The sequence below is a fragment of the Halomonas sp. genome, assembly GCF_052095695.1.
GTDB lineage: Bacteria > Pseudomonadota > Gammaproteobacteria > Pseudomonadales > Halomonadaceae > Vreelandella.
Window position 1 is genome coordinate 46,434 of the sequence record NZ_JBQDLQ010000004.1, and the last position, 24,505, is coordinate 70,938.

20 protein-coding genes are annotated in these 24,505 nt (G+C 55.8%); 9 read left to right on the forward strand and 11 right to left on the reverse strand.

Annotated elements, in window-relative coordinates; translation table 11 throughout:
- Position 1 precedes the first annotated feature (1 nt).
- Positions 2-3,046 carry an efflux RND transporter permease subunit gene (locus ACTH5D_RS01565; RefSeq protein WP_441667903.1) on the forward strand — a complete coding sequence of 1,015 codons (3,045 nt, stop codon included), beginning with the start codon at positions 2-4 and terminating at the stop codon, positions 3,044-3,046.
- Positions 3,047-3,056: 10 nt separating this feature from the next.
- On the opposite strand, the gene ACTH5D_RS01570 is transcribed toward ACTH5D_RS01565, so the two are convergent.
- From ACTH5D_RS01570 to ACTH5D_RS01590, 5 genes are all read right to left on the reverse strand, one after another.
- Entirely contained in the window at positions 3,057-3,929 is an 873-nt protein-coding gene (locus ACTH5D_RS01570; RefSeq protein WP_441667904.1) for an ABC transporter substrate-binding protein, read from the reverse strand.
- Between the two features lie 170 nt (positions 3,930-4,099).
- Positions 4,100-5,443, reverse strand: a complete 1,344-nt coding sequence (gene preA / locus ACTH5D_RS01575) for an NAD-dependent dihydropyrimidine dehydrogenase subunit PreA (RefSeq protein WP_441667905.1) — start codon at positions 5,441-5,443, stop codon at positions 4,100-4,102.
- Positions 5,440-6,819, reverse strand: a complete 1,380-nt coding sequence (locus ACTH5D_RS01580; RefSeq protein ID WP_441667906.1) for an NAD(P)-dependent oxidoreductase — start codon at positions 6,817-6,819, stop codon at positions 5,440-5,442. The genes preA and ACTH5D_RS01580 overlap by 4 nt, the downstream gene beginning before the upstream one ends.
- Before the next feature lie 32 nt (positions 6,820-6,851).
- Positions 6,852-8,291 carry a dihydropyrimidinase gene (gene hydA / locus ACTH5D_RS01585; RefSeq protein ID WP_441667907.1) on the reverse strand — a complete coding sequence of 480 codons (1,440 nt, stop codon included), beginning with the start codon at positions 8,289-8,291 and terminating at the stop codon, positions 6,852-6,854.
- 32 nt (positions 8,292-8,323) lie between these two features.
- Positions 8,324-9,190: a nitrilase-related carbon-nitrogen hydrolase gene (locus ACTH5D_RS01590; RefSeq protein ID WP_441667908.1), complete on the reverse strand. Its 867-nt coding sequence runs from the start codon at positions 9,188-9,190 to the stop codon at positions 8,324-8,326.
- A gap of 588 nt (positions 9,191-9,778) precedes the next feature.
- On the opposite strand from ACTH5D_RS01590, the gene ACTH5D_RS01595 reads away from it, so the two are divergent.
- Positions 9,779-11,299 carry an NCS1 family nucleobase:cation symporter-1 gene (locus tag ACTH5D_RS01595; RefSeq protein ID WP_441667909.1) on the forward strand — a complete coding sequence of 507 codons (1,521 nt, stop codon included), beginning with the start codon at positions 9,779-9,781 and terminating at the stop codon, positions 11,297-11,299.
- Positions 11,300-11,316: 17 nt separating this feature from the next.
- Here ACTH5D_RS01595 and ACTH5D_RS01600 read toward each other — a convergent pair whose 3' ends face one another.
- The 6 genes from ACTH5D_RS01600 to ACTH5D_RS01625 are packed head-to-tail and all read right to left on the reverse strand — an operon-like array spanning position 11,317 to position 17,106.
- On the reverse strand, positions 11,317-12,222 hold the full coding sequence (locus ACTH5D_RS01600) for a LysR family transcriptional regulator (RefSeq protein ID WP_441667910.1): 906 nt from the start codon (positions 12,220-12,222) through the stop codon (positions 11,317-11,319).
- 36 nt (positions 12,223-12,258) lie between these two features.
- The gene (locus ACTH5D_RS01605) at positions 12,259-13,269 is read right to left on the reverse strand and encodes a CobW family GTP-binding protein (protein WP_441667911.1); all 1,011 of its coding nucleotides are present in this window, start codon (positions 13,267-13,269) and stop codon (positions 12,259-12,261) included.
- A 3-nt stretch (positions 13,270-13,272) separates the two neighbouring features.
- Positions 13,273-14,325 (reverse strand): GTP 3',8-cyclase MoaA, encoded by a 1,053-nt coding sequence (gene moaA / locus ACTH5D_RS01610; protein WP_441667912.1) that lies wholly within the window; start codon positions 14,323-14,325, stop codon positions 13,273-13,275.
- Complete coding sequence (gene moeA, locus ACTH5D_RS01615) at positions 14,322-15,593, reverse strand: molybdopterin molybdotransferase MoeA (RefSeq protein ID WP_441667913.1); 1,272 nt, start codon at positions 15,591-15,593, stop codon at positions 14,322-14,324. Before moeA ends, moaA begins: the two co-directional genes overlap by 4 nt.
- Complete coding sequence (gene mobA, locus ACTH5D_RS01620; RefSeq protein WP_441667914.1) at positions 15,590-16,216, reverse strand: molybdenum cofactor guanylyltransferase MobA; 627 nt, start codon at positions 16,214-16,216, stop codon at positions 15,590-15,592. The genes moeA and mobA overlap by 4 nt, the downstream gene beginning before the upstream one ends.
- Positions 16,213-17,106, reverse strand: a complete 894-nt coding sequence (locus ACTH5D_RS01625; RefSeq protein ID WP_441667915.1) for a formate dehydrogenase accessory sulfurtransferase FdhD — start codon at positions 17,104-17,106, stop codon at positions 16,213-16,215. The genes mobA and ACTH5D_RS01625 overlap by 4 nt, the downstream gene beginning before the upstream one ends.
- Positions 17,107-17,270: 164 nt before the next feature.
- Here ACTH5D_RS01625 and ACTH5D_RS01630 point away from each other — a divergent pair, with 164 nt between their 5' ends.
- The 7 genes from ACTH5D_RS01630 to ACTH5D_RS01660 all read left to right on the forward strand — a co-directional run.
- Complete coding sequence (locus tag ACTH5D_RS01630) at positions 17,271-17,711, forward strand: DUF3305 domain-containing protein (RefSeq protein WP_441667916.1); 441 nt, start codon at positions 17,271-17,273, stop codon at positions 17,709-17,711.
- Positions 17,708-18,364, forward strand: coding sequence for a DUF3306 domain-containing protein (locus ACTH5D_RS01635; RefSeq protein ID WP_441667917.1), 657 nt, complete (start codon positions 17,708-17,710; stop codon positions 18,362-18,364). Before ACTH5D_RS01630 ends, ACTH5D_RS01635 begins: the two co-directional genes overlap by 4 nt.
- Before the next feature lie 199 nt (positions 18,365-18,563).
- A complete protein-coding gene (locus ACTH5D_RS01640; protein WP_441667918.1) occupies positions 18,564-20,291 on the forward strand; it encodes a 4Fe-4S dicluster domain-containing protein in 1,728 nt (575 codons plus the stop codon).
- A 4-nt stretch (positions 20,292-20,295) separates the two neighbouring features.
- Positions 20,296-20,934, forward strand: a complete 639-nt coding sequence (locus tag ACTH5D_RS01645; RefSeq protein ID WP_441667919.1) for a TorD/DmsD family molecular chaperone — start codon at positions 20,296-20,298, stop codon at positions 20,932-20,934.
- 62 nt (positions 20,935-20,996) lie between these two features.
- Positions 20,997-21,197, forward strand: a complete 201-nt coding sequence (locus tag ACTH5D_RS01650; protein WP_301733851.1) for a twin-arginine translocation signal domain-containing protein — start codon at positions 20,997-20,999, stop codon at positions 21,195-21,197.
- Positions 21,198-21,221: 24 nt separating this feature from the next.
- Positions 21,222-24,074: a molybdopterin-dependent oxidoreductase gene (locus ACTH5D_RS01655; protein ID WP_441667920.1), complete on the forward strand. Its 2,853-nt coding sequence runs from the start codon at positions 21,222-21,224 to the stop codon at positions 24,072-24,074.
- A 73-nt stretch (positions 24,075-24,147) separates the two neighbouring features.
- A partial coding sequence (locus ACTH5D_RS01660; RefSeq protein WP_441667921.1) for a 4Fe-4S binding protein occupies positions 24,148-24,505 on the forward strand: 358 nt, incomplete at its 3' end.

Sequence of the window (24,505 nt, forward strand, 5' to 3'; positions counted from 1 at the left end):
CATGGTCGACTACTTTTTGCGCCACCGTGCGGCCAGTTATTTAATGACCGTCGTGCTGTTGGCAGGTGGCGCGCTGTCATTTTTAGGCATGGGCCAACTGGAATTTCCCGAATTCACTATTCGTAACGCCCTCATCACCACGCAATACCCAGGCGCGACACCTGAAGAAGTTGAGCAAGAAGTTACCTCTACGCTAGAACAGTCTATCCAAGAGATGTCGTCGGTAAAGCGCGTTAGCTCGGTGAGTTCCGATGGGCTCTCGCAAATTACCGTTGAGCTGGAAAGTACGGTTCAGAATGAGGAGTTGGAGCAACTGTGGGATTCTCTTCGCCGCAAAGTTCAGGATGCCCAGGCCGCATTGCCGCCGGGCGCCAGTCAGTCACGGGTTAACGACGACTTTGGCGATGTCTTTGGCTTCATGGTCGACCTGACCGGCGAAGGTTACAGCATGCCTGACCTGGCCGACCACGCAGACTTCCTCAAGCGTGAGCTGACCTTAGTAAACGGTGTTGAGAAGGTATCACTAGGCGGCGAGCACGAAGAGCGCATTTATATTGAGGTCGACCGCGAACGGTTGCGCGCGCTGAATATTCCCCTCACTCGCCTGCAACAACTGCTCGATACTCAAAATGCAGTAGCTGATTCAGGCCATCTCAAACAGGATGGTCAGCGGTTTCGTATCACGCCTACGGGCAGCGCAGCGAATATAGAGGACTTGCGCGCACTCATTGTGAGTGAAGGTGACGGTGGGCTGGTGCGGCTAAGCGATATCGCAGAGGTTACACGTGGGTTGGCAGAGCAGCCCCAGCAGTTGTATCGAGACATGGGGCGTCCGGCGATCTCGCTGGGCATCTCTTTTGAAAGTGGCGTCAATGTCGTCGAGGTGGGCGAGCGGCTTCAGCATCGGTTGATGGCGTTAGAGGCACGCACACCGCTGGGAATGGAGCTGAACACCGTCTACAACCAGCCTCAGGTGGTCGATGACGCGGTATCAGGCTTTCTGGTGAGCCTGATCCAAGCGGTGGCCATCGTGATCGTGGTGCTGATGCTGTTTATGGGCTGGCGTAGCGGCCTGCTGATGGGCTTTATTCTGCTGATCACCATTATCGGCACCTTTATGCTAATGCGCTTTCACGGCTTACAGTTGGAAAAAATTTCCCTTGGTGCGCTGATTATTGCCCTCGGCATGTTGGTGGATAACGCCATAGTGGTAACCGAGGGCATGTTGGTGGGATTAAAGCGCGGCAGCACTATTCGCGATTCGGCGCATCAGGTAATCCGTCAGAACGCTTGGCCACTGCTGGCGGCAACGCTGATCGCAATTGCGGCCTTTGCGCCCATTGGACTCTCGCCAGATACGACAGGTGAATTCATCGGCTCGCTATTCTTCGTACTGCTCTATTCGCTGCTGCTGAGCTGGATTACCGCGCTGACATTGACGCCGTTCTACTTTAAGCTGTTTTTCCACAATGTCGCTCCTGGCGATGGTCAAGAGGATCCCTACAAAGGCGTTATTTATCGTCTGGTCGGCCGCGTCATCATTGCCGGCATTCGTTGGCGTTGGGTGACGTTGATGCTGGTAGTAGCACTATTGGCTGGCGCGTTGTTTGGCTTTGGCTCAGTCAAAAATGCCTTCTTCCCTGCTTCGAACACCCCTATCTTTTTTGTCGACTACCGCACATCGGAAGGCACCGATATCCTTGAGACTCAGCGCCGCGTTAGCGAGTTGGAAACGAAGGTGATGGAGATGCCGGGCATTCGCCGCCTGACCACCACCGTAGGCGGCGGGTCACAGCGTTTTACGCTCACTTACTCGCCGGAAGACCGTTACGCAAGCTATGCACAGCTCATTATTGAAACCGACGATAAAGCGACTCAGCGCGAGCGCATGGCCGACGTTGAAAAGGTACTGAAACGCAGCCATAGCGATATCGACTACAAGATTGCCCCGCTGGAAGTTGGCCCCGCTCCAAAAGCCAAACTAGAGGCGCGCTTCTACGGCAGCGACTCGGAAGTGCTGCGCCGGTTGGGCGACCAAGTGGAGGCCATGTTCCGCGAGACGTCCAACATGACCAGCGTGCGTACAAGCTGGCGCAACCGGGTACAGGCGATTAAGCCAGTGTTTATGGAGGACACTGCCCGTCGGTTGGGTGTTACCCGCGAAGACCTGGCCGCCACGCTTGCACTGAGTACCAGCGGCAGCCAGGTGGGGGTTTATCGCGACGGTAGCGACTTAATTCCGATGGTGGCACGAGCGATTCCCGAGCAGCGCCATGATGTGGACAACCTAGGCTCGCTCAATGTTTGGAGCGAAGAGCAGGGGCGCTATATTACCGCCGACCAGGTGATCAGCGACATCACTACCCAAGTGGCGGATCCGCTGATTATGCGCCGCAATCGCGAGCGAATGTTGGCAGTGTACGGAGAGCCGGATCCGTTAAGCGGAGTGACCGCCGCCAGCGTATTAGCGGAGATCCGTCCTCAGGTAGAATCACTGGCGTTGCCGACAGGCTATCGAATGGAGTGGGGGGGAGAGTTTGAAACCGCTGGCGAAGCGCAGAGTGGGCTATTTGCGTCACTACCACTGGGGATAGTGATGATGTTTATTCTCACCGTGGTGCTGTTCAATAATTTCCGCCAACCGTTGGCCATCTGGTCGCTAGTGCCGCTGACCATTATAGGTGTCGTCGGCGCGCTGCTGATAACCGGATTGCCCTTCTCATTTATGGCGCTGTTGGGCACGCTGAGCTTGATCGGCATGGTGATTAAAAATGCCATCGTGCTAGTGGAAGAGATCAATGTGCAACTGCCGTTACATGAAGATCGTTACCACGCCGTCGTCCGTGCGGCTGTCAGCCGTGTTCGTCCGGTAGCAATGGCTGCGCTGACAACCATGCTGGGAATGATACCGCTGATAAGCGATGCCTTTTTCGCCAGCATGGCAGTTGCGTTAATTGGTGGCCTCGGTGTCGCTACGCTGTTAACCCTCGTGGTGCTGCCAGTGGTTTACTGCGTGCTGTACCGAATCAAGATCCACGCCGACTAGCCGAGAGCGTTTAGTTTAGCGCTGCCATGACTTCGTCGATCTGCAGCGCAAGGCTTTGTAGACCGCCGCCGGAGAGATACCACAGCGCGGGTGTTAGCATAATGACCCGCGCATTTTCTGCACCCGCGTCTGAAAGCGTTTGGGTTAACGCGTCCACATCGGCGGGTTCATCGCCAATCGCGGCGCTGCGGTCAATCACTAGCACCACGTCGGGATTGATCTCAGCAATGGCTTCAGCAGAAAGTGGTGTGAAAGTGCGCGTGCCACGGGTTTCGCTGGTGACACTGTCGGGCATTTCCAGGGCTGCAACGCCCAATACGTCATGCACTACCGGATGTTGATTAAGCATCAAGTTGCCGCCGTTGTGTGTCACCACCAGCGTACGCGGTGCGTTGCTGAGAGCTTCGCGCTGGGCTTCAATATCGGCGTGCAATGCTTCGAGGGCTTCTTCGGCACGCGCTTCGGCGTCGATCTTGCTGGCGATCTGACGAACATTTTCATCGAAGGATGCTAGGTAATCATCACCTTGTAAGCTGGTATTCAGCAGCGGAGCAATCTCTGCTAACTCGGTTTCCCAGTCACTTTGGCGGCCGGTATAAAAGAGTAGACTTGGTTCGCTTTCCGTAATGGCTTCAAGATCAGGGTTTTTTAGTCCACCTAAGTCGGTATAAGCATCGCCGCTATATGCAGATAAATAATCAGGCAGGCTCTGCTTGGGAAGACCGACTACCTGTTCACTGGCGCCGAGCGCATCAAGCGTATCCAGGCTGCCTAGGTCAAACGTAGCGATGCGCTGGTCGGCATTAGCGGCGGCAGCGATTGAGACAAGCAGCGTTGCCGCGAGCGTTTTTGTAAAAATGGGGGAGAAAAGTGAAGACGTCATCAGGCTTCCTTTATAAAAAACATTTATAAGAAAAAATAGCATATGCGATAATTTCTCATGTTCTCAAGGATGCCGTGCTATGTCGCTATTTGTTGAAGGAACGGTGTGTTGCAATAAGTGCCACCGCTCTTGAGCAGTGAGAGCGGTGGCGTTAGGCCGTTTAAGTCGCTTTAGTTGGCGACCTGGAAAGGATTGCGTGGATCATTATCCCAGGCCAGGAAGGGTTTGCCGGTTTCCTGAGGCACCATAGTGATGCAGTTCTCCACCGGACAGGTAATCTGGCAGAGGTTGCACCCCACACACTCCTCTTCAATTATCTCATAGCGACGCACACCGTTTTGCTCAGTGAGCTTGGCAATCGACTGGTGGGAAGTGTCCTCGCAGGCGATATAGCAACGGCCACACTCGATGCACAGATCCTGGTCAATCTTGGCGATGGTCTTGAAGTTGATATCCAGGTGCTTCCAGTCGGTGGTTTGCGGTATCGCCTTACGCGAAAATGCCTCTATCGAATCGTAGCCTTTTTCCGCCATCCAGCGGGAGAGGCCATCTTTCATCTCTTCAACAATGCGGAAGCCATTGAGCATCGCGGCGGTACACACCTGTACACTGCCTGCCCCCAGGGCGATAAATTCCGCCGCATCCCGCCAGCTAGAAATACCGCCAATACCGGAAATGGGTAGTGTTGGCGTCGCCGGGTCGCGGGCGATTTCCGCCACCATGTTCATGGCAATGGGCTTCACGGCGCTGCCGCAGTAGCCGCCGTGGGTGCTCTGATGGCCCACCGTGGGTTTTGCGACCATATCGTCCAGATCGATACTGGTGATTGAATTGATAGTGTTGATTAGCGACACCGCATCTGCACCGCCGCGCAATGCAGCCTGTGCGCCCACGCGAATATCGGTGATATTCGGCGTGAGTTTTACAATCACTGGCTTCGAGTAATGTTTTTTACACCAATAGGTAACTTTCTCAATCAAGTCTGGGTTTTGGCCTACTGCGGCGCCCATACCACGCTCCGGCATGCCGTGGGGGCAGCCCAGATTAAGTTCGATGCCGTCCGCACCGGTGGCTTCCACCAATGGCAGAATATACGCCCAGGCCTCTTCATTGCAGGGCACCATGATGGAGACGATCAGCGCTCGGTCGGGCCAATCCTTCTTCACCTGGGTGATTTCTTGAAGATTGATCTCCAGTGAGCGGTCGGTAATCAGCTCGATATTATTAAAGCCGATCACCTCGCGATTTTTGCCATAGTGGGCCGAATAACGAGAGGACACGTTCACTGCGGCGGGCTCTTCTCCTAAGGTTTTCCACACCACGCCACCCCAGCCCGCCTCATAGGCGCGCACCACGTTATACGCTTTATCGGTGGGCGGCGCCGAGGCCAGCCAGAATGGGTTGGGGGCCTTGATGCCGGCAAAGTTCACCGACAGATCAACGCCGTTGGCCATGCTGTCGCCGCTATTTTTTTTGCCTGGAAAAGCATGGGGAGTGAAAGGTGTCGTATTCATGCGGCCTCCTGCTTGGCGGCAAGCGCCTGATGAATGGCGTGCGCCGCCAGTTTACCGTGCTGAACGGCCTGTACGGTAAGATCCTGACCGGGCTTCACGCAGTCGCCACCCGCATAAACATTCGCAAGCGAGGTGCGGAACATGTCATCGACGTGAATGCGTTCGCCGTCCCGGGCAAGCTCCGCGGCGTTGGCGTCGCTGAGACTTTGGCTGTCAAAGCCCTGGCCAATCGCTTTGAAAACTGCGTCGGCGGCAATTTCAAACGTTTCCCCTGTCGGAGCTAAGCGCCCGTCTTGCTCATGGGTCTTGGCAAAGCGCATACCGGTCACGCGGCCCTGGTCATCCAGTACGATCTCGTCCGGCTGCGCCCAGGTGACCATGCGCACGCCGTTGGCCTTGGCGATCTCCTGCTCGTGGTCGGTGGCGGACATGGCCTCAACGCCCCGGCGGTAGACCAGCGTTACCTCGTTGGCCCCTAGGCGGGTCATTTGGGTGGCCATATCGATGGCGGTATTGCCCGCGCCAATCACGATGCAGCGCTTGGCCACGGCGAGACTGCCCAGGTCGTCGGTTTGGCGCAGCGTTTTGATGTAGTCCACTGCGGGCATCAGGCCGGGCGCATCGTCGCCGGTTAGCCCTAAGGCGCGGCTGGCACCCAGACCCAAGCCGAGGAAGACGCTGTCGTACTTTTGATGCAGGGTGGCAAGTTCCAGGTTGTCGCCCAATCGTTTCCCGTACTGGATGTCGATGCCGCCTACTTCGAGCAGAAACTCGACTTCCTTGCGGGCAAAGTCATCGGTCATCTTATAGCGGGCAATGCCGTACTCGTTGAGCCCGCCGGGCTTTTGCTCGGCTTCAAAAATGCTCACCTGGTGGCCGAGCATCGCCAGTCGATGGGCACAGGAGAGCCCAGCCGGCCCGGCACCTACCACGGCGATATGGCGACCGCTGCTGGCAGCCCGCTTGAATGGGTGGCCATCGAACTGCATGTGGTCGGTGGCGTGGCGCTGCAGCAGGCCGATCAGCACCGGTTGGCACTCGGCGTCGTGGTTGCGCACGCAGCTGCGCTCACAGAGGATTTCAGTAGGGCACACCCGAGCACAGCTGCCGCCCAGAATATTGGCTTCCAAAATGGTTTCTGCCGCGCCGTTGATGTTGCTGTCGCTGATTTGGCGAATAAAGCTTGGGATATCGATCTCCGACGGACAGGCCTCAATGCAGGGCGCATCAAAGCAGTAAAGACAGCGCTGGCTTTCGATTATCGCCTGTCGCTGCGTCAGCGGTGGGTGAAGATCGCTAAAGTTGCTTGCCAGCGTATCCGGGTCGTAGGTGCCGACCTCTTTGGCGCTGGGTAGATGGTTCAGTGGGCTAGTCACGGTCGAGCCTCCGTTTTTTATAGAAACAGCTGTTATCGTTTAACGGCTACCGGGGCATTCAGCTCGGCGCGCTTGGCCAGCAGTTCAAACATGCCGGGGTAGGCGGGGCGCTCTAGGTAGCGGCCTGCACCGCGCTCGGCGCGCAGGTCACCGTCGCGCCATACCCATTTGCCCTGGCTGATGGTGTGGCGGGCGATGCCGCGGACTGTTTTACCCTCGAAGATATTGAAGTCGACGTTCTGGTGGTGGGTCTTGGCGGAGATGGTGCGGGTGCCGTTGGGGTCCCACACCACGATATCGGCGTCGGCACCGACTTGAATCGCACCCTTGCGTGGATAGAGATTGAAGATCTTGGCGGTGTTGGTCGAGGTGATGGCAACAAATTCTTGGGGCGAAAGTCGGCCGGTGTTAACGCCTTCATCCCACAGCACTGCCAGGCGGTCTTCGACACCGGCGGTGCCGTTGGGGATTTTGGTGAAGTCATCCTTGCCGGCTGCTTTTTGCTCCTCGCAGAAGCAGCAGTGGTCGGTAGCGGTCGTTTGTAGGTTGCCGGATTGCAGGCCGTGCCAGAGTGCTTCTTGATGGCCCTTGGGCCGGAAGGGAGGGCTCATCACGTGGGCCGCTGCCGTTGCCCAATCGGCGTGCTGGTAGACGCTGTCATCAATCAGTAAATGGCCTGCTAAACACTCGCCAAACACCTGATGGCCCTGTTGGCGGGCGTAGGCGATTTCATCCACCGCATCTTTCGTAGAAACATGTACCAGGTACACCGGCGCGCCTAGGGTGCTGGCAATGCGGATCGCGCGGCTAGCCGCTTCGCCTTCTACTTGAGGCGGGCGGGAAAGCGGGTGCGCCTCTGGCCCAGTAATGCCTTGAGCGAGCAATTTCTGCTGCATGTGGTACACCAGCTCGCCGTTTTCGGCATGTACCGTGGGAATAGCGCCTAGCTCTAAACAGCGCGAAAAGCTTTCCACCAGAATGTCATCGGTGGCCATAATGGCGCCTTTATAGGCCATAAAATGTTTGAAACTGTTAACGCCATGCTCGCGCACCAGCGTGCCCATTTCCTCTTTTACGCTTTCATCCCACCAGGTAATGGCGACGTGAAAGGCAAAGTCAGTGGCGGCTTTTTCTGCCCAGCCTTGCCAGGTTTCGAAGGCTTCCAGCAGTGACTGGCCGGGGCTTGGGATGACAAAGTCAATAATCGTTGTGGTGCCACCTGCCATAGCCGCGGCGGTGCCGGTGTAAAAATCTTCGCTGGCCACCGCGCCCATAAACGGCATCTGCATATGGGTGTGGGGATCAATGCCGCCTGGCATTACCAGCTGATGGCTAGCATCAACCGTCTCACAACCTTCAGGGGTGTCTAGATCCGTACCAATTGCATGAATCTTGCCGTCTACGCAGAGCACGTCGGCCCGGTAGGTGTCGGCGTGAGTGACCACCGTGCCGCCTTTGATTAATAAGCTCATCGTTCGCTCCTTGGATGGTTATTTGGATAGGGCTACTCGCCATCGGTGAGACGGGTATAAGTCTCCGGGCGGCGGTCGCGGAAGAACTGCCAGTTGTTACGGGCTTCCCGCACCATGTCCAAATCAATCTCGTGGACGAGGAGTTCATCGTCGGTTTCGCTAGCCTGAGCTTCGATTTTGCCGCGAGGGTTGACGATATAGCTGGAGCCGTAGAAGTCGCCGATATTCCACGGTGCTTCGCTGCCGACGCGGTTGATGGCGGCGATAAAGCAGCCGTTAGCGGCGGCAGAGGCGGGCTGCTCAAGCTCCCAAAGATATTGGGAAAGCCCGGCCACGGTGGCAGAGGGATTAAAAATCACCTCAGCGCCGTTGAGCGCCAGCGCCCGCCAGCCTTCGGGGAAATGACGGTCATAGCAGATATACACGCCGATTTTGCCGTAAGCGGTATCGAATACCGGCCAGTTAGATTGGCCTGGCTTGAAGAAGAACTTCTCCCAAAAGCCAGCTACTTGGGGAATATGGGTTTTGTGGTATTTGCCTAGATAACTGCCATCGGCATCGAACACGGCGGCGGTGTTGTAGTAAACACCGGTTTCGGTTTCTTCATAGAGCGGAACAATAATGACCATGCGGTGCTCGGCGGCCAGTTTCTGCATCATTTGGCAGGTGGGGCCTTCGGGTACGCGCTCGGCGGCGGCGTACCATTTGCCGTCTTGGCTGGGGCAAAAGTACGGCTGATTAAAGACTTCCTGAAAGCACAGCACCTGCACGCCCTGGTCGGCGGCTTGCTGAATCATCGGTAGATGGGCTTCGTTCATCGCGTCACGAATGGCCGCGGGCGAAAGCTCGGTGCTGGTTTTTAAGCCCATTTGAATTAAGCCGATTTTCATCTTCTGCATTAGACGCTCCCTCTGATTGTTGGTGTAAAGCGTTTGTTTCGGTCTTAAGCGTTGTCTAATAAAGCTGACAATCAAGACAACTTTTCTTAAAAGTATCGTTGGCTTGGTGGTTTTAGCAAGTCATCATTTATTGTTTTTTAAATTAACGTTAACTCTTTGAGTTTGTTTGATTTTATTTCTATAGATAGCAATATTCACTCTTTTGGTGATCATGCGCACTGTTTTGGAGTGTTTTGTTAATTGTTTTAAATCATGTTGTTATCTTTTTTGGCGGACTTATTTTAAATTCCGAGATGTTTAAAGTTGGTGCAAATATTTTTTTTGATCTAGCTTTGTTTAATCGACGTTTGTTCGAGAGGTAATATCGTCAAAGGTAACAATCTAATAATAATATTGTTGTCCATAAAGGCAGCTTTTTAATCAATGAGTTAATTGGCATGCTCGCTTAGCTAGGCACACTTATTGCTTTGAATCCTGTCTAGGAAACGTCACTGACCGTGGGGATTAAGCTTTGTCTGAATTTAGCCGCTGTCGCTAGTGTTCAGGCACCGCCTGGGTTGGGCAACGCAATGCTGAGGAGATACAAAGATGCCAGAAACAACCTCTCAGATGGTGGATCGAGATGGTCTGATTGAGCTTGAGGTAGGGAACGATGTACGCAACAGTTCGCGTTTTAATGACGATATTGCTCCGACCCAGGCCAGTGAGCGCACCTGGACCAAATGGAATATCGCCGCCCTGTGGGTCGGCATGTCGATCTGCGTGCCTACCTATACACTGGGCGGCGTATTAACTGCCTACTTTGGTTTAAGCGTGGGCGAGGCGTTATTTGCTATTCTGTTGGCGAATATCATTGTGCTGATCCCACTTACGTTGAATGCCTTTCCGGGTACCAAGTTTGGTATTCCTTTTCCCGTGGTTTTGCGTTCCTCATTTGGCATTTTAGGTTCCAACGTGCCCTGCCTGGTGCGCGCTCTGGTAGGCTGTGGCTGGTTTGGCATTCAAACGATGTTTGGCGGCCTGGCGATTCACCTACTGCTTTCAGAGCTGGTGCCTGCTTGGGCAGCATTAGGCGGTATTGGTGAAGTTATCGGCTTTTTTGTCTTTGGCGCGATGAATCTGTACGTGGTTATTCGCGGGGCCGAATCAATCAAATGGCTGGAAACACTGGCCGCGCCGCTGCTGCTGGCGGTGGGTATTGGGCTAATGATGTGGGCATGGCCAAATATGTCGATGACCGAGCTTCTCGCGCAGCCGCCATCGCGCCCTGAAGGGGCATCGGTTTACGGTTATTTTTTCGCGGGCTTGACCGCCATGGTCGGTTTTTGGGCCACGCTATCGCTTAATATCCCCGATTTCAGCCGCTTTGCGAAAAGCCAAAAAGACCAGATTGTTGGTCAAGTAATCGGCCTTCCGCTGACGATGTTCTTCTTTGCAGCTCTCGGGGTGGTGTTGACCGCCGCTTCTGAGACGTTAGTGGGCCAAACCGTTGCCGACCCGGTGCGCTTAATTGGCTATATTGATAGCCCCTTCTGGGTCGTGATGGCGATGCTGCTGATCATTATTGCTACCATTTCTACGAATACCGCCTCGAATATTGTTTCCCCCACCAATGATTTTCAGAATATCGCGCCTAAGTTAATCAACCAAACGCGCGGCGTATTGATGACGGGGGCTGTTGGGGTGCTGTTAATGGGCTACGACCTGCTGCAAAAAGCTGGTTTAATTCCGCCTGGGGTGTCCCTTGAACAGATGTATTCCAACTGGCTGCTGGGTTATTCAAGCCTGTTAGGGCCAATCGCTGGCATCATGGCAGTGGACTACTTTCTGATTAAAAAACAGCGTTTGGATGTGCCGAGCCTGTACATGGATAATCACGCCTATCCTGCTGTAAACATCGCTGGCTTTATTGCTTTTGGCGTGCCGGTGCTGCTCACGTTAATGTCGCTAGTGATAGACACGATGAACTGGTTTTATGACTACGGTTGGTTCACAGGCTCAGCGCTTGGAGCCATTGTTTACTACGTGGCGAGCCACGTGTTGGCGTCGTCCCCACAGGCTGGGCCGGTACCCATCATGGCCCGTGACGCAGCAGAGCAACGTTCATAAAGCGCACGGTTTTTTGCTTACTCAACGTTTTTAATAAAACTTAAAAACGCGTCCACTACGCGATTAGGGCGCCGGTCGTGGCGGGTGATGAGCACAAAAGGAATGCGGTAGTGCTGAGTGCTTGCATGTAGCACCCGCATCTTGCCAGCGGCCACCCACTGGGCAGCCACGTGCTCAGGTAGAAAACCGATGAAGCGCCCGGTAAGAATCAAAAAGGCTGCTCCTTCGCGGTCTGATGCCGAGGCGCGCAGGCAAAGCGCATCATGCGCCTCGCGCGCTGCTGTAGGTAGCGGATAGCGCGGCGAAATAGCCGGGTATTGGGCAATAATGGAGGCATCAAGAGTGTCGTCAGGCTTAGCAAAAAGCGGGTGCCTCGCCGCGCAGTAAAGATACGAAGGCTCGTCGTAGAGGTGGCGCGTTTCTAGGCTGGTCGGTAGATTCACCGCGGGCACGACGCCCACGTGAAGATGGCCATCCATCACGCCGCGTATCACCGCATCGGAAGGCTCCATATGAATATGCAGCGTGACATCATGCGCCGGTGCACTCAGCTCGGCCAGCGCATTGGTGACATGCATGGCCGGTAGCGTGACCAAATTATCGGTAATGCCAATATTAAGCTCGCCTTTAATCGTTTGATGTAGGGCATTTACATCGCTTTTAAAGGTTTCCAGCGCAGTGAGCAGTGTAAGCCCGGCCTGATAAATCTCTTTCCCTTCTTCAGTTAAGCTAAACCCGCCACGCCCTCGCTGGCAGAGAGAGAATCCTAGCCGACCCTCGAGGTCATTCATATGCTGGCTAATCGCCGAACGGCTAATGCCGAGCGTCGTTTCAGCCGCGGTAAAGCCGCCGCACTCGACAATCGTTTTAAAAATACGAATTAAGCGTATTTCGTAGTCGCTCATCTGGCCTAGCGATGCCATAACACTCCTTGGTAGGTAGACAACAACACCAAGCCCTTAACACGTTAATGCCTTCAACCGTGCTGCGAGGTCAGTATGTGGTGCGTCCAGCGTGTCCGGTAAGATAACTTCTAAGCGCGAGTCTTGCCGCCAAGCGCTGCTCTCAACGATGAGTGTACCGTCTGCACGATTAAGGCGTTTCCAACCGCTCGCGGTATGGAACACCCCTTTAATGCGTGCCTCCGGAGGAAATTCACTCAAACAGGCGGCGAGATTATCCAGCGCGAAGCGCTCACTTGGATGCCAGCGCAACCCTGTGCTGGTGTAGCCCAGCGAAGAGCCGGTTTCACGCTGAGGCTTGCCTGGTGGGGGCGGGAAATCAAAAAATGAGCCAGCTATGCTGGGGGCTGCAGCTAGATGTAGATGGCTGGCGGGCATACTGATATCGCTTGATTCGGCGCTTCCACCTTGGGTCAATAACGCTATCGGTAGCTTGCCTTGCAGGGCTTCATGTAACCATTTGCGTGGCGGCCAGCGCTGTGCCACAAAGGCGTGGGCGGCGTTGAGCTGTTCGGGCGTACTATGGTCGAGCATGGTCAGTGCAACAGCATCGGCCATGTCGAGCTGGTCGCGAAAGGTGTCGTGCTGCCGAGCCCGGGCGTCATCTAATCGGCGCGGATCAAGGGTGGCAATAATATCGCGTACCTCGACCACTTCATGGAAGGCTTCGCCACGCAGTAGATCCAATAGGCCCGCCGGATGACCAAGGCCTGAGGGTTCGATGATTACGCGATCAGGCTTGCTGCGTGCCAGCAAATTCACCAGCGCTGCTTGCAGCACAAAGGCGAGCTGACAGCACAGGCAGCCGCCGGGCAAGCCTTTCACCAACACATCGTCACGGGCGTCAAACATGGCTTGGTCGATGCCGATCTGACCAAACTCATTGACCAGGATGGCCCACTTTTCATCCACAGGCTTTTGCTCGATCAGGCTGTGGATAAGCGTGGTTTTGCCGCTACCTAGAAAGCCAGTAATGATATGCACCGGCACTTTCGTTAACCCTGACAAGGCCTAGCCTCCTGTCATATTCATAAAGCGTACCACCTGCACATCGCCATCGGTGGTGAAGTGATGGCGCTCCGGCTTAAGCGGCAAGGCATCAATGATGGCCTGCTTAAGTATCTGCATATTGCCTGGATGGCGGCGCAGCACGGCGCGAAGATCTACTGAATGTTCATTGCCTAAGCAAAGCAGTAGGCGGCCTTCCACGGTGACCCGTACGCGGTTGCAGGTATCACAAAAGTTGTGGCTATGCGGCGAGATAAACCCAACGCGGCTTTCGCTGTCGAGCATCTTAAAGTAGCGCGAAGGACCCGGTGTGGTTTCGGCCGTGGCCATCAGCGGGTAGCGGGACTCAATCATCGCCTGCACGTCGTCGCTGGAGTAGAACGTTTCCGCCCGCGAGTGATCGGAGACATCGCCCAGCGGCATTTCTTCGATAAAGCTAATGTCCAGACCTTCTTTGCGGGCAAAGGTGACCAAGTCGATCACTTCATCGTCATTACGGCCTTTTAAGATCACCGCGTTGAGCTTAATGCGCTTAAACCCCGCTTCCTGAGCGGCGTGAATGCCGTCAATCACTTTGGCGAGATCGCCGGTGCGAGTCAGCTGCTTGAAGCGTTCCGGAACCAGTGAGTCCAAGCTAATATTGAGACGCCGCAGGCCGCTGGCATAAAGCTGTTTAGCGTGCTTACGCAGGCTGGCGCCGTTCGTGGTCATGGTGAAATCTGTAAGGCCCGGCATGGCGCCGATCTCATCCACGAGTTGATCAATGCCGCTGCGCACGAGCGGTTCGCCACCGGTAAGGCGAATCTTTTCAACCCCCAGCTCGGTGAAGGCGCGGGCCACCATGGCAATCTCTTCCAGCGTCAGTACCTGAGCACGAGGTAGAAACGTCATCTCTTCGCTCATGCAGTACACGCAGCGGAAATCGCAGCGGTCGGTGACCGAAATACGCACGTAGCTAATACGCCGGCCAAAACCATCAATCAGTGGCTGGTCAGCATGTGGTTGGTCAAAATGTGAGTGGCCAGCGCGTTGCTGAGTCGTTCGTTGCTCGGTCATAGCCATCCCGTTAGTGGTTGTATGCTGACTACCTCGCCTGGTTGTGCGCCGTCTTGGTCATCGGCAAGTTCAATCAAGCAATTAGCAGCCACCATCGAGGTTAAAATACCCGAACCTTGGGCGCCGGTGCTGCGTACGTGTAACTGTCCTTCTCCATCAGTATGGTAGACACCGCGAATAAAATCAGTGCGCTTTAAGCGGCTTTTTAAGACGTTATCGGCAATCGCATAAAGGTGATGGGGCGGTGATGCTGGCAGCCCCTGAAGTCGATCCAGCAGCGGCGTTACAAACTGTAGAAAGGTTACCATGACCGCCACTGGATTGCCGGGAAGGCCGACGAACGGCGTGTGCTGTTCGCCTAACCAGCCGCAGGCTATGGGCCGACCTGGGCGAAGCGCTACGCGCCAGAACGCTAAGCGCCCCAGCTGCTGCAGCGCAGTGCGGGTAAAGTCAGCCTGACCCACGGATACGCCACCGCTGGTTATCACCAAATCGCTTTGCTGGGCGGCTTGCGCCAGCACTGTTTGGATAGCGTGCAGCTCATCCGGCAAAATGCCGAGATCAATCACGTCAGCGCCGTACTCGGCAAGCATGCCGATCAGCGTAAAACGATTCGCGTCATAAACCCCGGCTGGAGCAATAGGCTCGCCGGGGGCCGTAACTTCGTTGCCGGTAGAGAAAATCGCCACCTTCGGGCGTTGGCACACGGGAACCGTGGCATGGCCTAGCGATGCTAATAAGCCCAGCTTGGCGGCATCGAGTCGCGAACCTGCTGCCAGTGCCGTATCGCCAATCGCCATGTCTTCACCGGCCTGGCGTACATGTTGGCCGTGTTTGAGGCGTTCAGGAGACTCGATGATTACATACTCAGGCTGTTCATCTGACGGTTCGCGCAGCTGTTCACTCATCACCACTGTGTCGGTGCCCGGCGGCAATGGGGCGCCCGTGGTAATGCGTACACAGTGGCCGGCAGGCACCATTTCGCTGCGATACTGGCCCGCTAACACCTCACCGGCCAGGGGCCAATGGGTTTGCTTGGCCCCAACACCTTCTCTCGCCAAGGCCAGCGCCACGCCGTCCATCGCCGCATTGGTGTTTTGCGGCACGTTAAGCGTCGCCAGCACCTCGGTGGCCAAGCGGCGACCATGGGCCTGTGCCAGAGGAACCTGTTCGCTGTCTAGCGGGTGCTCAATTAACGTAGCGAGCGCTTGACGGGCTTCGTCAACGCTAAGCATTTTCTCACCGAGATCAAAGCAGGAGAGCGTCACGTTGCCTCCTTGCCTTTAGTCGACAGCAGAACAGTTTCAAGGTGCCGCTTTTCCTCTTCAGTGTTGAGGTTAGCAAAGGCCTCGGGGCAGTCGGACATATCGACCTTGCACCAGTGATGGCGCGCATACCAACGGTCGATTTTGCGCTCACCTTCGGCCAACACGGCGGCTAAGTCGTCGGCGAGTGACGTGCGCAGCAGCGCTACCACGGGGTGCAGCCGCTCACCGTCAAAGGCCACGCCAATATCATGATCGCCAATCCCTGCCACTAAACGTGCTACTAAGTTATCTGGCAGGGCGGGAGAGTCACAGGGAGCAATTAGCAACCAAGGCGTTTTGGCTGCGCGCAGCCCGCTATAAATCCCCATGAGCGGGCCTTTGAAGCCGCCGTCGGCGCCCTCCATTACCCGATCAGCAATCACACGATCAGCAAAGAAGCGGTAAGCATCGGCATTGCGATTGGCATTAATCAGCAGTTCGCCTACTTGGCCCTCCAGGCGTTTAACCGCATGGGCGACAAGAGGCAGGCCTGCAAAAGGCTCAAGTCCCTTATCGCGACCGCCCATTCTACGACCTTCGCCGCCGGCTAGAATCATACCGGTTAGTTCTTGGGTAGGAATCATGAGCGTGCCTGTGTTGATGAATGTGCCTGCTTTGATGAGCGCGCCTGTTTTGATGACTGTTCTGTGGACGGTCGCTCAGGCATCGCGTCCAGCGTCAGACGATTCTGGGTATTGATCGACTGAAAATGGCGGCCTTTGGCGCGGGCGATAAGCATCACGCCAAAGCGCTCGGCCAGCTCAACGCCTTTTTGCGTTACGCCTGAACGCGACACCAGTACGCTAATCCCCATTTGCGCCACCTTTAGTACCATCTCTGATGTCAGTCGCCCTGTGGTATAAAAAATATCTGCGTTGGCACTATCTGCCTGCTGAAGCCATTGGCGCCCCGCCAGGGTATCTACAGCGTTGTGTCGCCCAACGTCTTCCACGAAATCGAGCACCTGGGCTTGATCGCAAAGTGCGCAGCCGTGAACGGCGCCAGCGCTCCGGTACGTTTCATTGTAGGCGTTGAGATTTTGCAGTAGCTGATAAAGCGTCGATTGTGCCAGCTGCGTATCGGGCAGCGCCATCAGCGCGGTTTGATCCAACAGTTTACCAAACACTGTGCCCTGGCCGCAGCCGGTGGTGACCGTGCGAGTACTTAAGCGTGCTTCCAGGTTGTCAGGCAGGTGGCGGGTAACCACCACGGCGGCTTCTACCTCCCAGTCGACCTGTACGGCAGTCAAGTCCTCGGCAGATCGCAGCAGCCCTTGATTGCGTAAATAGCCGACCACAAGGGCTTCGGGGTCGTCACCCAGGGTCATCAGCGTGACAATTTCGCGCTTATTGAGGTACACGGTTAGCGCCCGTTCAGCGGCGATCGCCTGTTGGCGCGTATCGCCATATTCGTCAACGATGCTAATCTGGGTAGTAGCCGGTAAGCGGGCTCGGCTTAGCTGAAGGGCGGGCATCCATGAACCTCACTAAATAGTTCTTGAAAAAAATAGCTCTCGCAAAACGTCGGGGTTGACGATGATGGGGCTGGGGATGCTTACTTGTCTACCCATTCAAGCTCCGTCTATTCAAGCTCGGTCTATTCAAGTTCTGTCTACTCCAGTTTCAGAGTGCTAATGCCATGAGTGATAATTTACGCTCCATCAGTATCACATTGGTTGCCGAAGCCAAGCAGGTAAAGCGCTTTACCCTAACGCAGTGGCGTATTGCGGAACTTGCTTTGGGCGATCAGGGACCAATTGCGCTTCAACTACAGCTTTCGATGACCGAGCGCGCGGCATATCGCTTCAATTTAACCTCTAGTGCACCGCGTCTATTTGTCCGTGCGGGCTTTACCGGGCAAGCACCGCAACCCGATGCAATAACGGCCAGCCAAGATGTTGCAGCAGGCTGGATGGATGGTGAGCAGCAGGTGCTGGAAGCCTTGATGCCGATGGCGATTCAGATATGGATTGAAAACTATCTTGCTCGCCACGGAGAGGCACCCGTCGAGGTGCGCAAGAAAAAACGCAAAGGGGCAGGGCGCGCAAAAGAGATGCCTGCCAATGAGCCGCCGCGATGAATCGCCTGGAACGCTGGTCGCGCCTAAAGCGCGATGCCCAAAAGGAAAGCGGTGCCTCGCCGGGCGTAGTGCCTGCCAGCGGGCCTGCAGATGACATCACCGTGGAGCCGGCTGGCGTGCTTCATAGTGGCGCCGAGCAGCCGCACGCCACCGTTGACCAACGGTCGGCACCGGCACTGAAAGAACAAGAGCCAGAACGCGAACCCGCGCCCGGCAGTCTCGATCACACGTTGCCCGACCCCGATACCCTGGATGTCGGCAGCGACTTTAGTGCATTCATGCTGCCGGGCGTCAGTGGAGCCCTGCGCCGACGCGCTTTGAAGCGCCTTTGGGCCACCGGTAATTACAACGTGCGCGATGGTTTGGATGACTATGATGCTGACTATCGCCAACAGCTCAAGCCCATGGCCTCTGGGCTTGCCAGCAAACTGCGTAGTTGGACTCATAAAGTAGAGGAGACGCTGGATAAGCCGCTAGACGATGCTTCTGCTGAGCCACAAAAAGAGCAGGAGGCCAGCGAGAAATCCAATGATCACTCGATCGCGTTTGAAAACGAACCCGCTATACCTGGCAGTGCCAACGATAGCGCTGTAGAAAAGCCCTCTCTAGACGACCAGTCTGATTTAATATTTGACCCTCAAAAGAAAGTCTAGATATTTTTATTAATGACTGTAAATCAATTTGTTAGAGTTAATTTTCCCTTTTTTTTCTGACTACGTTAAACGTAATTAAGTTGGCTAAACACCGTGTTACGCCTAGGCTCAACTTAGCGTCAACGAAACGTTATGCCATAATAGTTAAATAATATTGCTAAAAATTATAATAAGAATTATTCACTGACCGTGAGAATGCATGAATCAAAGAATCCAACTGGCGTCGATAGACGACCAGCGCAATGCCGAGGCTCGGGAAACGGTACGCCGACGTATTTCTTGGCCCGCTAATTTAACGCCTGCTAATGTTACCTATCATAGCCGTGGCCATGCACTGCTGATAGGCGCGGCCGCCGACATATACCCGGCTGCCCGCGCTCTTCAGGGGCGCGGCCTTGCATCGCTTACGCTGCTTGTGACTGAGCCTGTTGAGAAGGGGGCTGAAAGTGAGGCTGCCGAGCTAACCGGGGCCAGCGAGCCTTTAGTGACGCAAATGCTCACCCTCGAGCAGCTAAGCCAACTGCGCATAAGCGGCTATTTGGGGGCATTTAGCGCTCGCTTAGATGACGGCGATGCTCCGCTGGATCTCGCCAGGGCTTTGATTGAGCGCGACGGATTTGACCTTGTGCTCGATCTTGCAGCGACGGGTCATTCCCAGCGTTCAGAATTGCTGTCACCTGGCTATGTCGTGATGCATTGGCAGGATGTTGAGCAGCGCAGTGAAACACTCGAAAATTTTGCCGGGTTGGTCGGTGAGTTCGACAAGCCGCGGTACTTTCAGGTCAACAGCGACCTATGCGCCCACTCCACTAGCGGCAATATTGGCTGTACCCGCTGTTTGGATGTCTGCCCGGCAGATGCTATCTCCAGCATTCAAGGGCGTATTGAGTCCCATATTGAAATTGACCCTTACCTTTGCCAAGGCGTGGGCAGCTGTACCAGCGCCTGCCCTACGGGGGCGATCGAGTTTCGCATGCCAGAAACACGCCGCCAGCAGGATACGCTGTCTACGTGGCTCGCGGCCTATCGCGATGCCGGTGGCCAGGTGCCGGTGCTGCGTTTTCTTACCCATGATTCGCAAGACGCTGAGCGCGCAACCGGCGTGGTGCCTGCAGGCCATGTGATTGATGCTCCGTTGGAAGAGCTGGGGGCGGCGGGCCACGACCAGTGGCTAACCGCACTGGCTGCGGGTGCTGCCGAGGTGCGTATCCAGCTGCATCCGAGTATGCCTGCCCGCTTAAGCATTTTTTTGAACGACCAGATCGCTCAAGCGCATGCCATACTAGATGCCTTGGGGCACGACCGCGCTCGTGTACAGCTGGTTGGCGTCGCCGATGGGGTTGCGCGTGATGCGCTGCCGACGCTTCCACCCCTGACCGATGCGCCGCTGTACCTCCCCGAGCCCGAAAAGCGCGCGCGCTTGAACCGCGTGTTAGCGCGGCTTGCCGAACTGGGCACCTCTAGTGGTGAGCGTACGACGATGCCAACAGGTGCAGCCTACGGCGCGATTCAGGTCGATCGCGATGCCTGTACGCTGTGCCATGCCTGTGTCAGCAACTGCCCTACGCCCGCGTTAAAATCTGGTGGCAATACGCCCGCCCTTAGCTTTCTTGAAGCGGATTGCGTGCAATGCGGTCTTTGTGAGCAGGCGTGCCCAGAAAACGCGATTACGCTGATGCCAGGCTTTTTAGCAGACGACGCCCGTGAAACGCGGCATATCTGCCATGAAGAAGCGGCCTTTGAATGCATCAACTGCGGCAAACCATTTGCCACCGTGAGCACGGTAGCGGCGATTAAACACAAGCTTGCCCATCATCCCTACTTTGCCGGTGAGGCGATGATCCGCCTGGAAATGTGCGAAGACTGCCGGGTGAAGGATGTCTGGAAAACCATGATCCGCGATCCTGACGCGCAACTGAAGGTATAAGCCGATGACGGATGGATTGCACGGGCTGAAAGAAGCAGATGCGCTACGCGCCGATATATACCGGCTGTTGGCCACTTTATTGCGCCAAGCCCCGGATGCAGACCTGCTGACATGGCTCGCTGAGCTGGCGATTGAACAAGATGGCAGCCAACTTGCAAAGCGCTGGCAAGCATTGGCAGATGCGGCAGCCGCCATGGATGAAACTGGCGCTGGCGTAGACCCGCTGCAGCGCGCTCACTTTCGTCATCTAGTGGGCGTCATTCAGGGAGACGTCGTGCCGTATGCCTCATGGTATCGCAATGGTGAGTTGATGGAAGCCGCGCTAGTGGCGCTGCGTCAAGACCTCCGAGTGCTTGGTTTTGAACGCAGTGAGCACACCCGGGACCCTGAAGACCACCTGGCGGCGCTATGTGAAGTAATGGCTATGCTGATTGAGTCTGAAAGCCATGAACAGGCCTACTTTTTTAGTCAACATATTGCCCCCTGGGCAGCCAGCTGTTTCGACGACCTAGAGCAGGTAGACACCGCTTTTTATGCGGCACTGGGAGCGTTAGGCAGCGCTTATGTGGAAAGCGAAAGAGCGAGCTTAAGCATTGATGCTGACCACGCTCCGGTGCGTATTATTGAACGCAAACGTGGATAGACCGTCGGCGATAGCCGCGTATAAAAAGACCCAGCATAAAATATAGGCGAGAGGAGAAAACCATGCACACCCCCCACAATTCTGAGCGCCGCCGGTTTATGAAAACGGTTGGGTTAGGAGCCGCCGCCGCTGGTGCCGCGGCCGCCGCCGGTCATGTCACCTTAGCTCAGGCTGATAGCGCCCCGGCGAAAGAAGAAAAACAAACGGTTAACTACCGTGAGACCGACCACGTTCGTGCGTATTACGCCTCGCTGCGTGATTGACGGCAGAATGCCAGGAGATTAGCCATGCGCTTAACTCGCAAAACAGACGCCCCCAAGGCCCCTGGGCTGGGTATTTCACGCCGTCAGTTCCTTAAACGCAGCGGTGCTGCCACGGGTGGCGTTGCCGCGGTTGGCTTTATGGGCGCGCCGATGATGCGGCGCGCCGAGTCCGCCGATAAAACGCCCGTGCTGGACTCACCCGTAGAAACAAAACGCACCATTTGCTCGCACTGTTCGGTGGGCTGTGGCGTCTATGCGGAAGTGCAGGAAGGCATTTGGACCAAGCAGGAACCGGCATTCGATCATCCGATCAATCGCGGGGCGCACTGTGCGAAAGGCGCCTCACTGCGCCAACACGGCCATTCCACGCGGCGCCTCAAGTATCCCATGAAATTAGTGGCGGGCGAGTGGGAGCGGATGAGCTGGGATGACGCCATTGATGAAATTGGCGACAAGCTGCTCGAACTACGCGAAGCACATGCCCCTGACAGCGTTTACTGGCTGGGGTCGGCTAAGTTTAGTAATGAGCAAGCCTACCTGATGCGTAAGCTTGCTTCGCTGTGGGGTACCAACAACACCGATCACCAGGCACGCATTTGCCACTCCACGACCGTGGCGGGCGTGGCCAATACCTGGGGCTACGGAGCGATGACCAATTCGCTCAACGACATGCACAACAGCAAGTCGATGCTGTTTATAGGTTCGAATCCCAGCGAAGCTCATCCGGTCGCGATGCAGCACATCCTGATCGCGAAAGAGCGCAACAACTGCGACATTATCGTGGCAGACCCGCGTTTTACTCGCACAGCGGCTAAAGCTAACAAGTACGTGCGCCTGCGTCCGGGCTCAGACGTGGCCTATATTTGGGGCCTGCTGTGGCACATCTTTGACAACGGCTGGGAAGATAACGAGTACATCAACCAGCGCGTTTACGGCATGGATGAAGTGCGCGCCGAAGTCGCCAACTTCCCACCCAACGTGGTTGAAGACGTGACGGGTGTTTCCGAAGCCGACATGTTTGACGTGGCCAAGCGGCTGTCTGACAACCGCCCTGGCTGCGTCGTGTGGTGCATGGGCGGCACGCAGCACACCACGGGCAACAACAATACCCGCGCTTACTGCATTTTAGAGCTGGCGCTAGGCAATATCGGTAAATCCGGCGGTGGCGCCAATATTCTGCGCGGCCACGATAACGTACAGGGTGCGACCGATTTAGGCTTGGGCTCTGATTCGCTGCCGGGCTATTACGGCCTGGCGGAAGGGGCGTGGCAGCACTGGGCGCAGGTATGGGATGTCGACTATGAGTGGATTAAAGGCCGCTTTGATGACGCCGAATATGCCGATGGCCAGCCAATGTATACCAGTGGCATCACCGTCTCGCGCTGGGTTGACGGCGTGCTGGAAGATGATGAAAACATCTCTCAGCGTACTGCATTGAAAGCCATGTTCTATTGGGGTCACGCGGTTAACTCCCAGACCCGCGGCGTGGAAATGCAGCAGGCGATGCAGAAGCTAGAAATGATGGTCATCGTTGACCCGTACCCCACCGTCGCATCGGTGATGCATGATCGCAGCGACGGTGTTTATCTGCTGCCTGCCGCCAGTCAGTTTGAAACGACCGGTAGCGTTACCGCCACGAACCGCTCTATTCAGTGGCGTGACCGCGTGATCGAACCGTTGTTTGAATCCAAGCCCGATCACGAAATCATGTACTTATTTGCCCGCAAGCTAGGGTTTGGCAACGAGCTGGTAAAAAACTATCAGATGAACGGTGACGAGCCGCTGATCGACGATATCCTGCGTGAAATCAATCGCGGTATGTGGACGGTAGGCTACACCGGCCAAAGTCCTGAGCGCCTTAAAGAGCATCAGAAAAACTGGCATACCTTCAGTTTTGAGAATCTGCGCGCCCAGGGCGGCCCTGCCGATGGGGACTACTACGGCCTTCCATGGCCGTGCTGGGGAACGCCCGAATTCGGTCATCCTGGTTCGCCCAATCTTTACGACACCAGTATTCCAGTGATGGAGGGCGGCATGGGTTTCCGGGCGCGCTTTGGTATTGAGCGTGACGGCGTGAATCTTCTGGCCGAAGGCTCGGCGCCAGTGGGTGGCGATATCGACGATGGCTACCCTGAGTTCAACGACCAGCTGCTTAAAGACTTGGGCTGGTGGGATGACCTAACCGCCGAAGAGAAGCAGGCAGCGGAAGGCAAGAACTGGAAAACTGACTTTTCCGGCGGTATCCAGCGTGTGGTCATTGAGCATGGCTGCGCGCCTTACGGCAATGCCAAGGCGCGCGCCGTGGTCTGGACTTTTCCTGACCAGGTGCCAAAGCACCGTGAACCGCTGTACACAACGCGGCGTGATTTAGTTGATCGCTTTCCCACTTGGGATGACTTCGACTCGATCATGCGCTTGCCGACCCTGTACAAAACGATCCAGGATCTCAACAACGCCAGCGAGTATCCCATTATTCTTACCTCCGGGCGGCTGGTGGAATACGAAGGTGGTGGTGATGAAACGCGTTCCATGTCGTGGCTTGCCGAGCTGCAGCAGGAGATGTTCGTCGAGATCAATCCGGCGAATGCCAATGATCTTAACGTCAAAGATGGCGATGATGTTTGGGTCGAAGGGGCGGAAGGGGGGCGCATAAAAGTCAAAGCGCTGGTCACGCCTCGCGTTGATCGTAACGTTGCGTTTATTCCGTTTCACTTTGGCGGCATGTTCCAAGGTGAAAGCCTGCGCGACCGTTATCCGGACGGGTCTGATCCATACATTATTGGCGAGGCGGCTAATACGGCAACCACCTACGGCTACGACCCGGTGACGTTGATGCAAGAGACCAAGTGCACCATTTGCCGCATTGAGCGCGCCTGAGTCTAGAAAACAAGCCCCGACCGACAGTATGCCGGGGCGCGAGGGAATCTCGCCCCGGCATTAGGAGAACAACATGGCTCAAATGAAATTTATGTGTGACGCCGAACGCTGCATTGAATGCAACGGCTGCGTCACCGCCTGTAAGAATGCTAACGATGTTGAATGGGGCATTCAGCGCCGCCGTGTGGTCACGCTTAACGACGGCGCAGCGAACGAAATGTCGATCTCTGTCGCCTGCATGCATTGTGACGACGCACCCTGCATGGCGGTTTGTCCCACCGACTGCTTTTACAAAACCGATGACGGCATCGTGCTGCACGACAAAGACCTGTGCATTGGCTGCGGCTACTGCCTGTACGCCTGCCCGTTTGGCGCGCCGCAGTTTCCTCAGCAGGATGCCTTTGGCGAACGCGGCAAAATGGACAAATGCA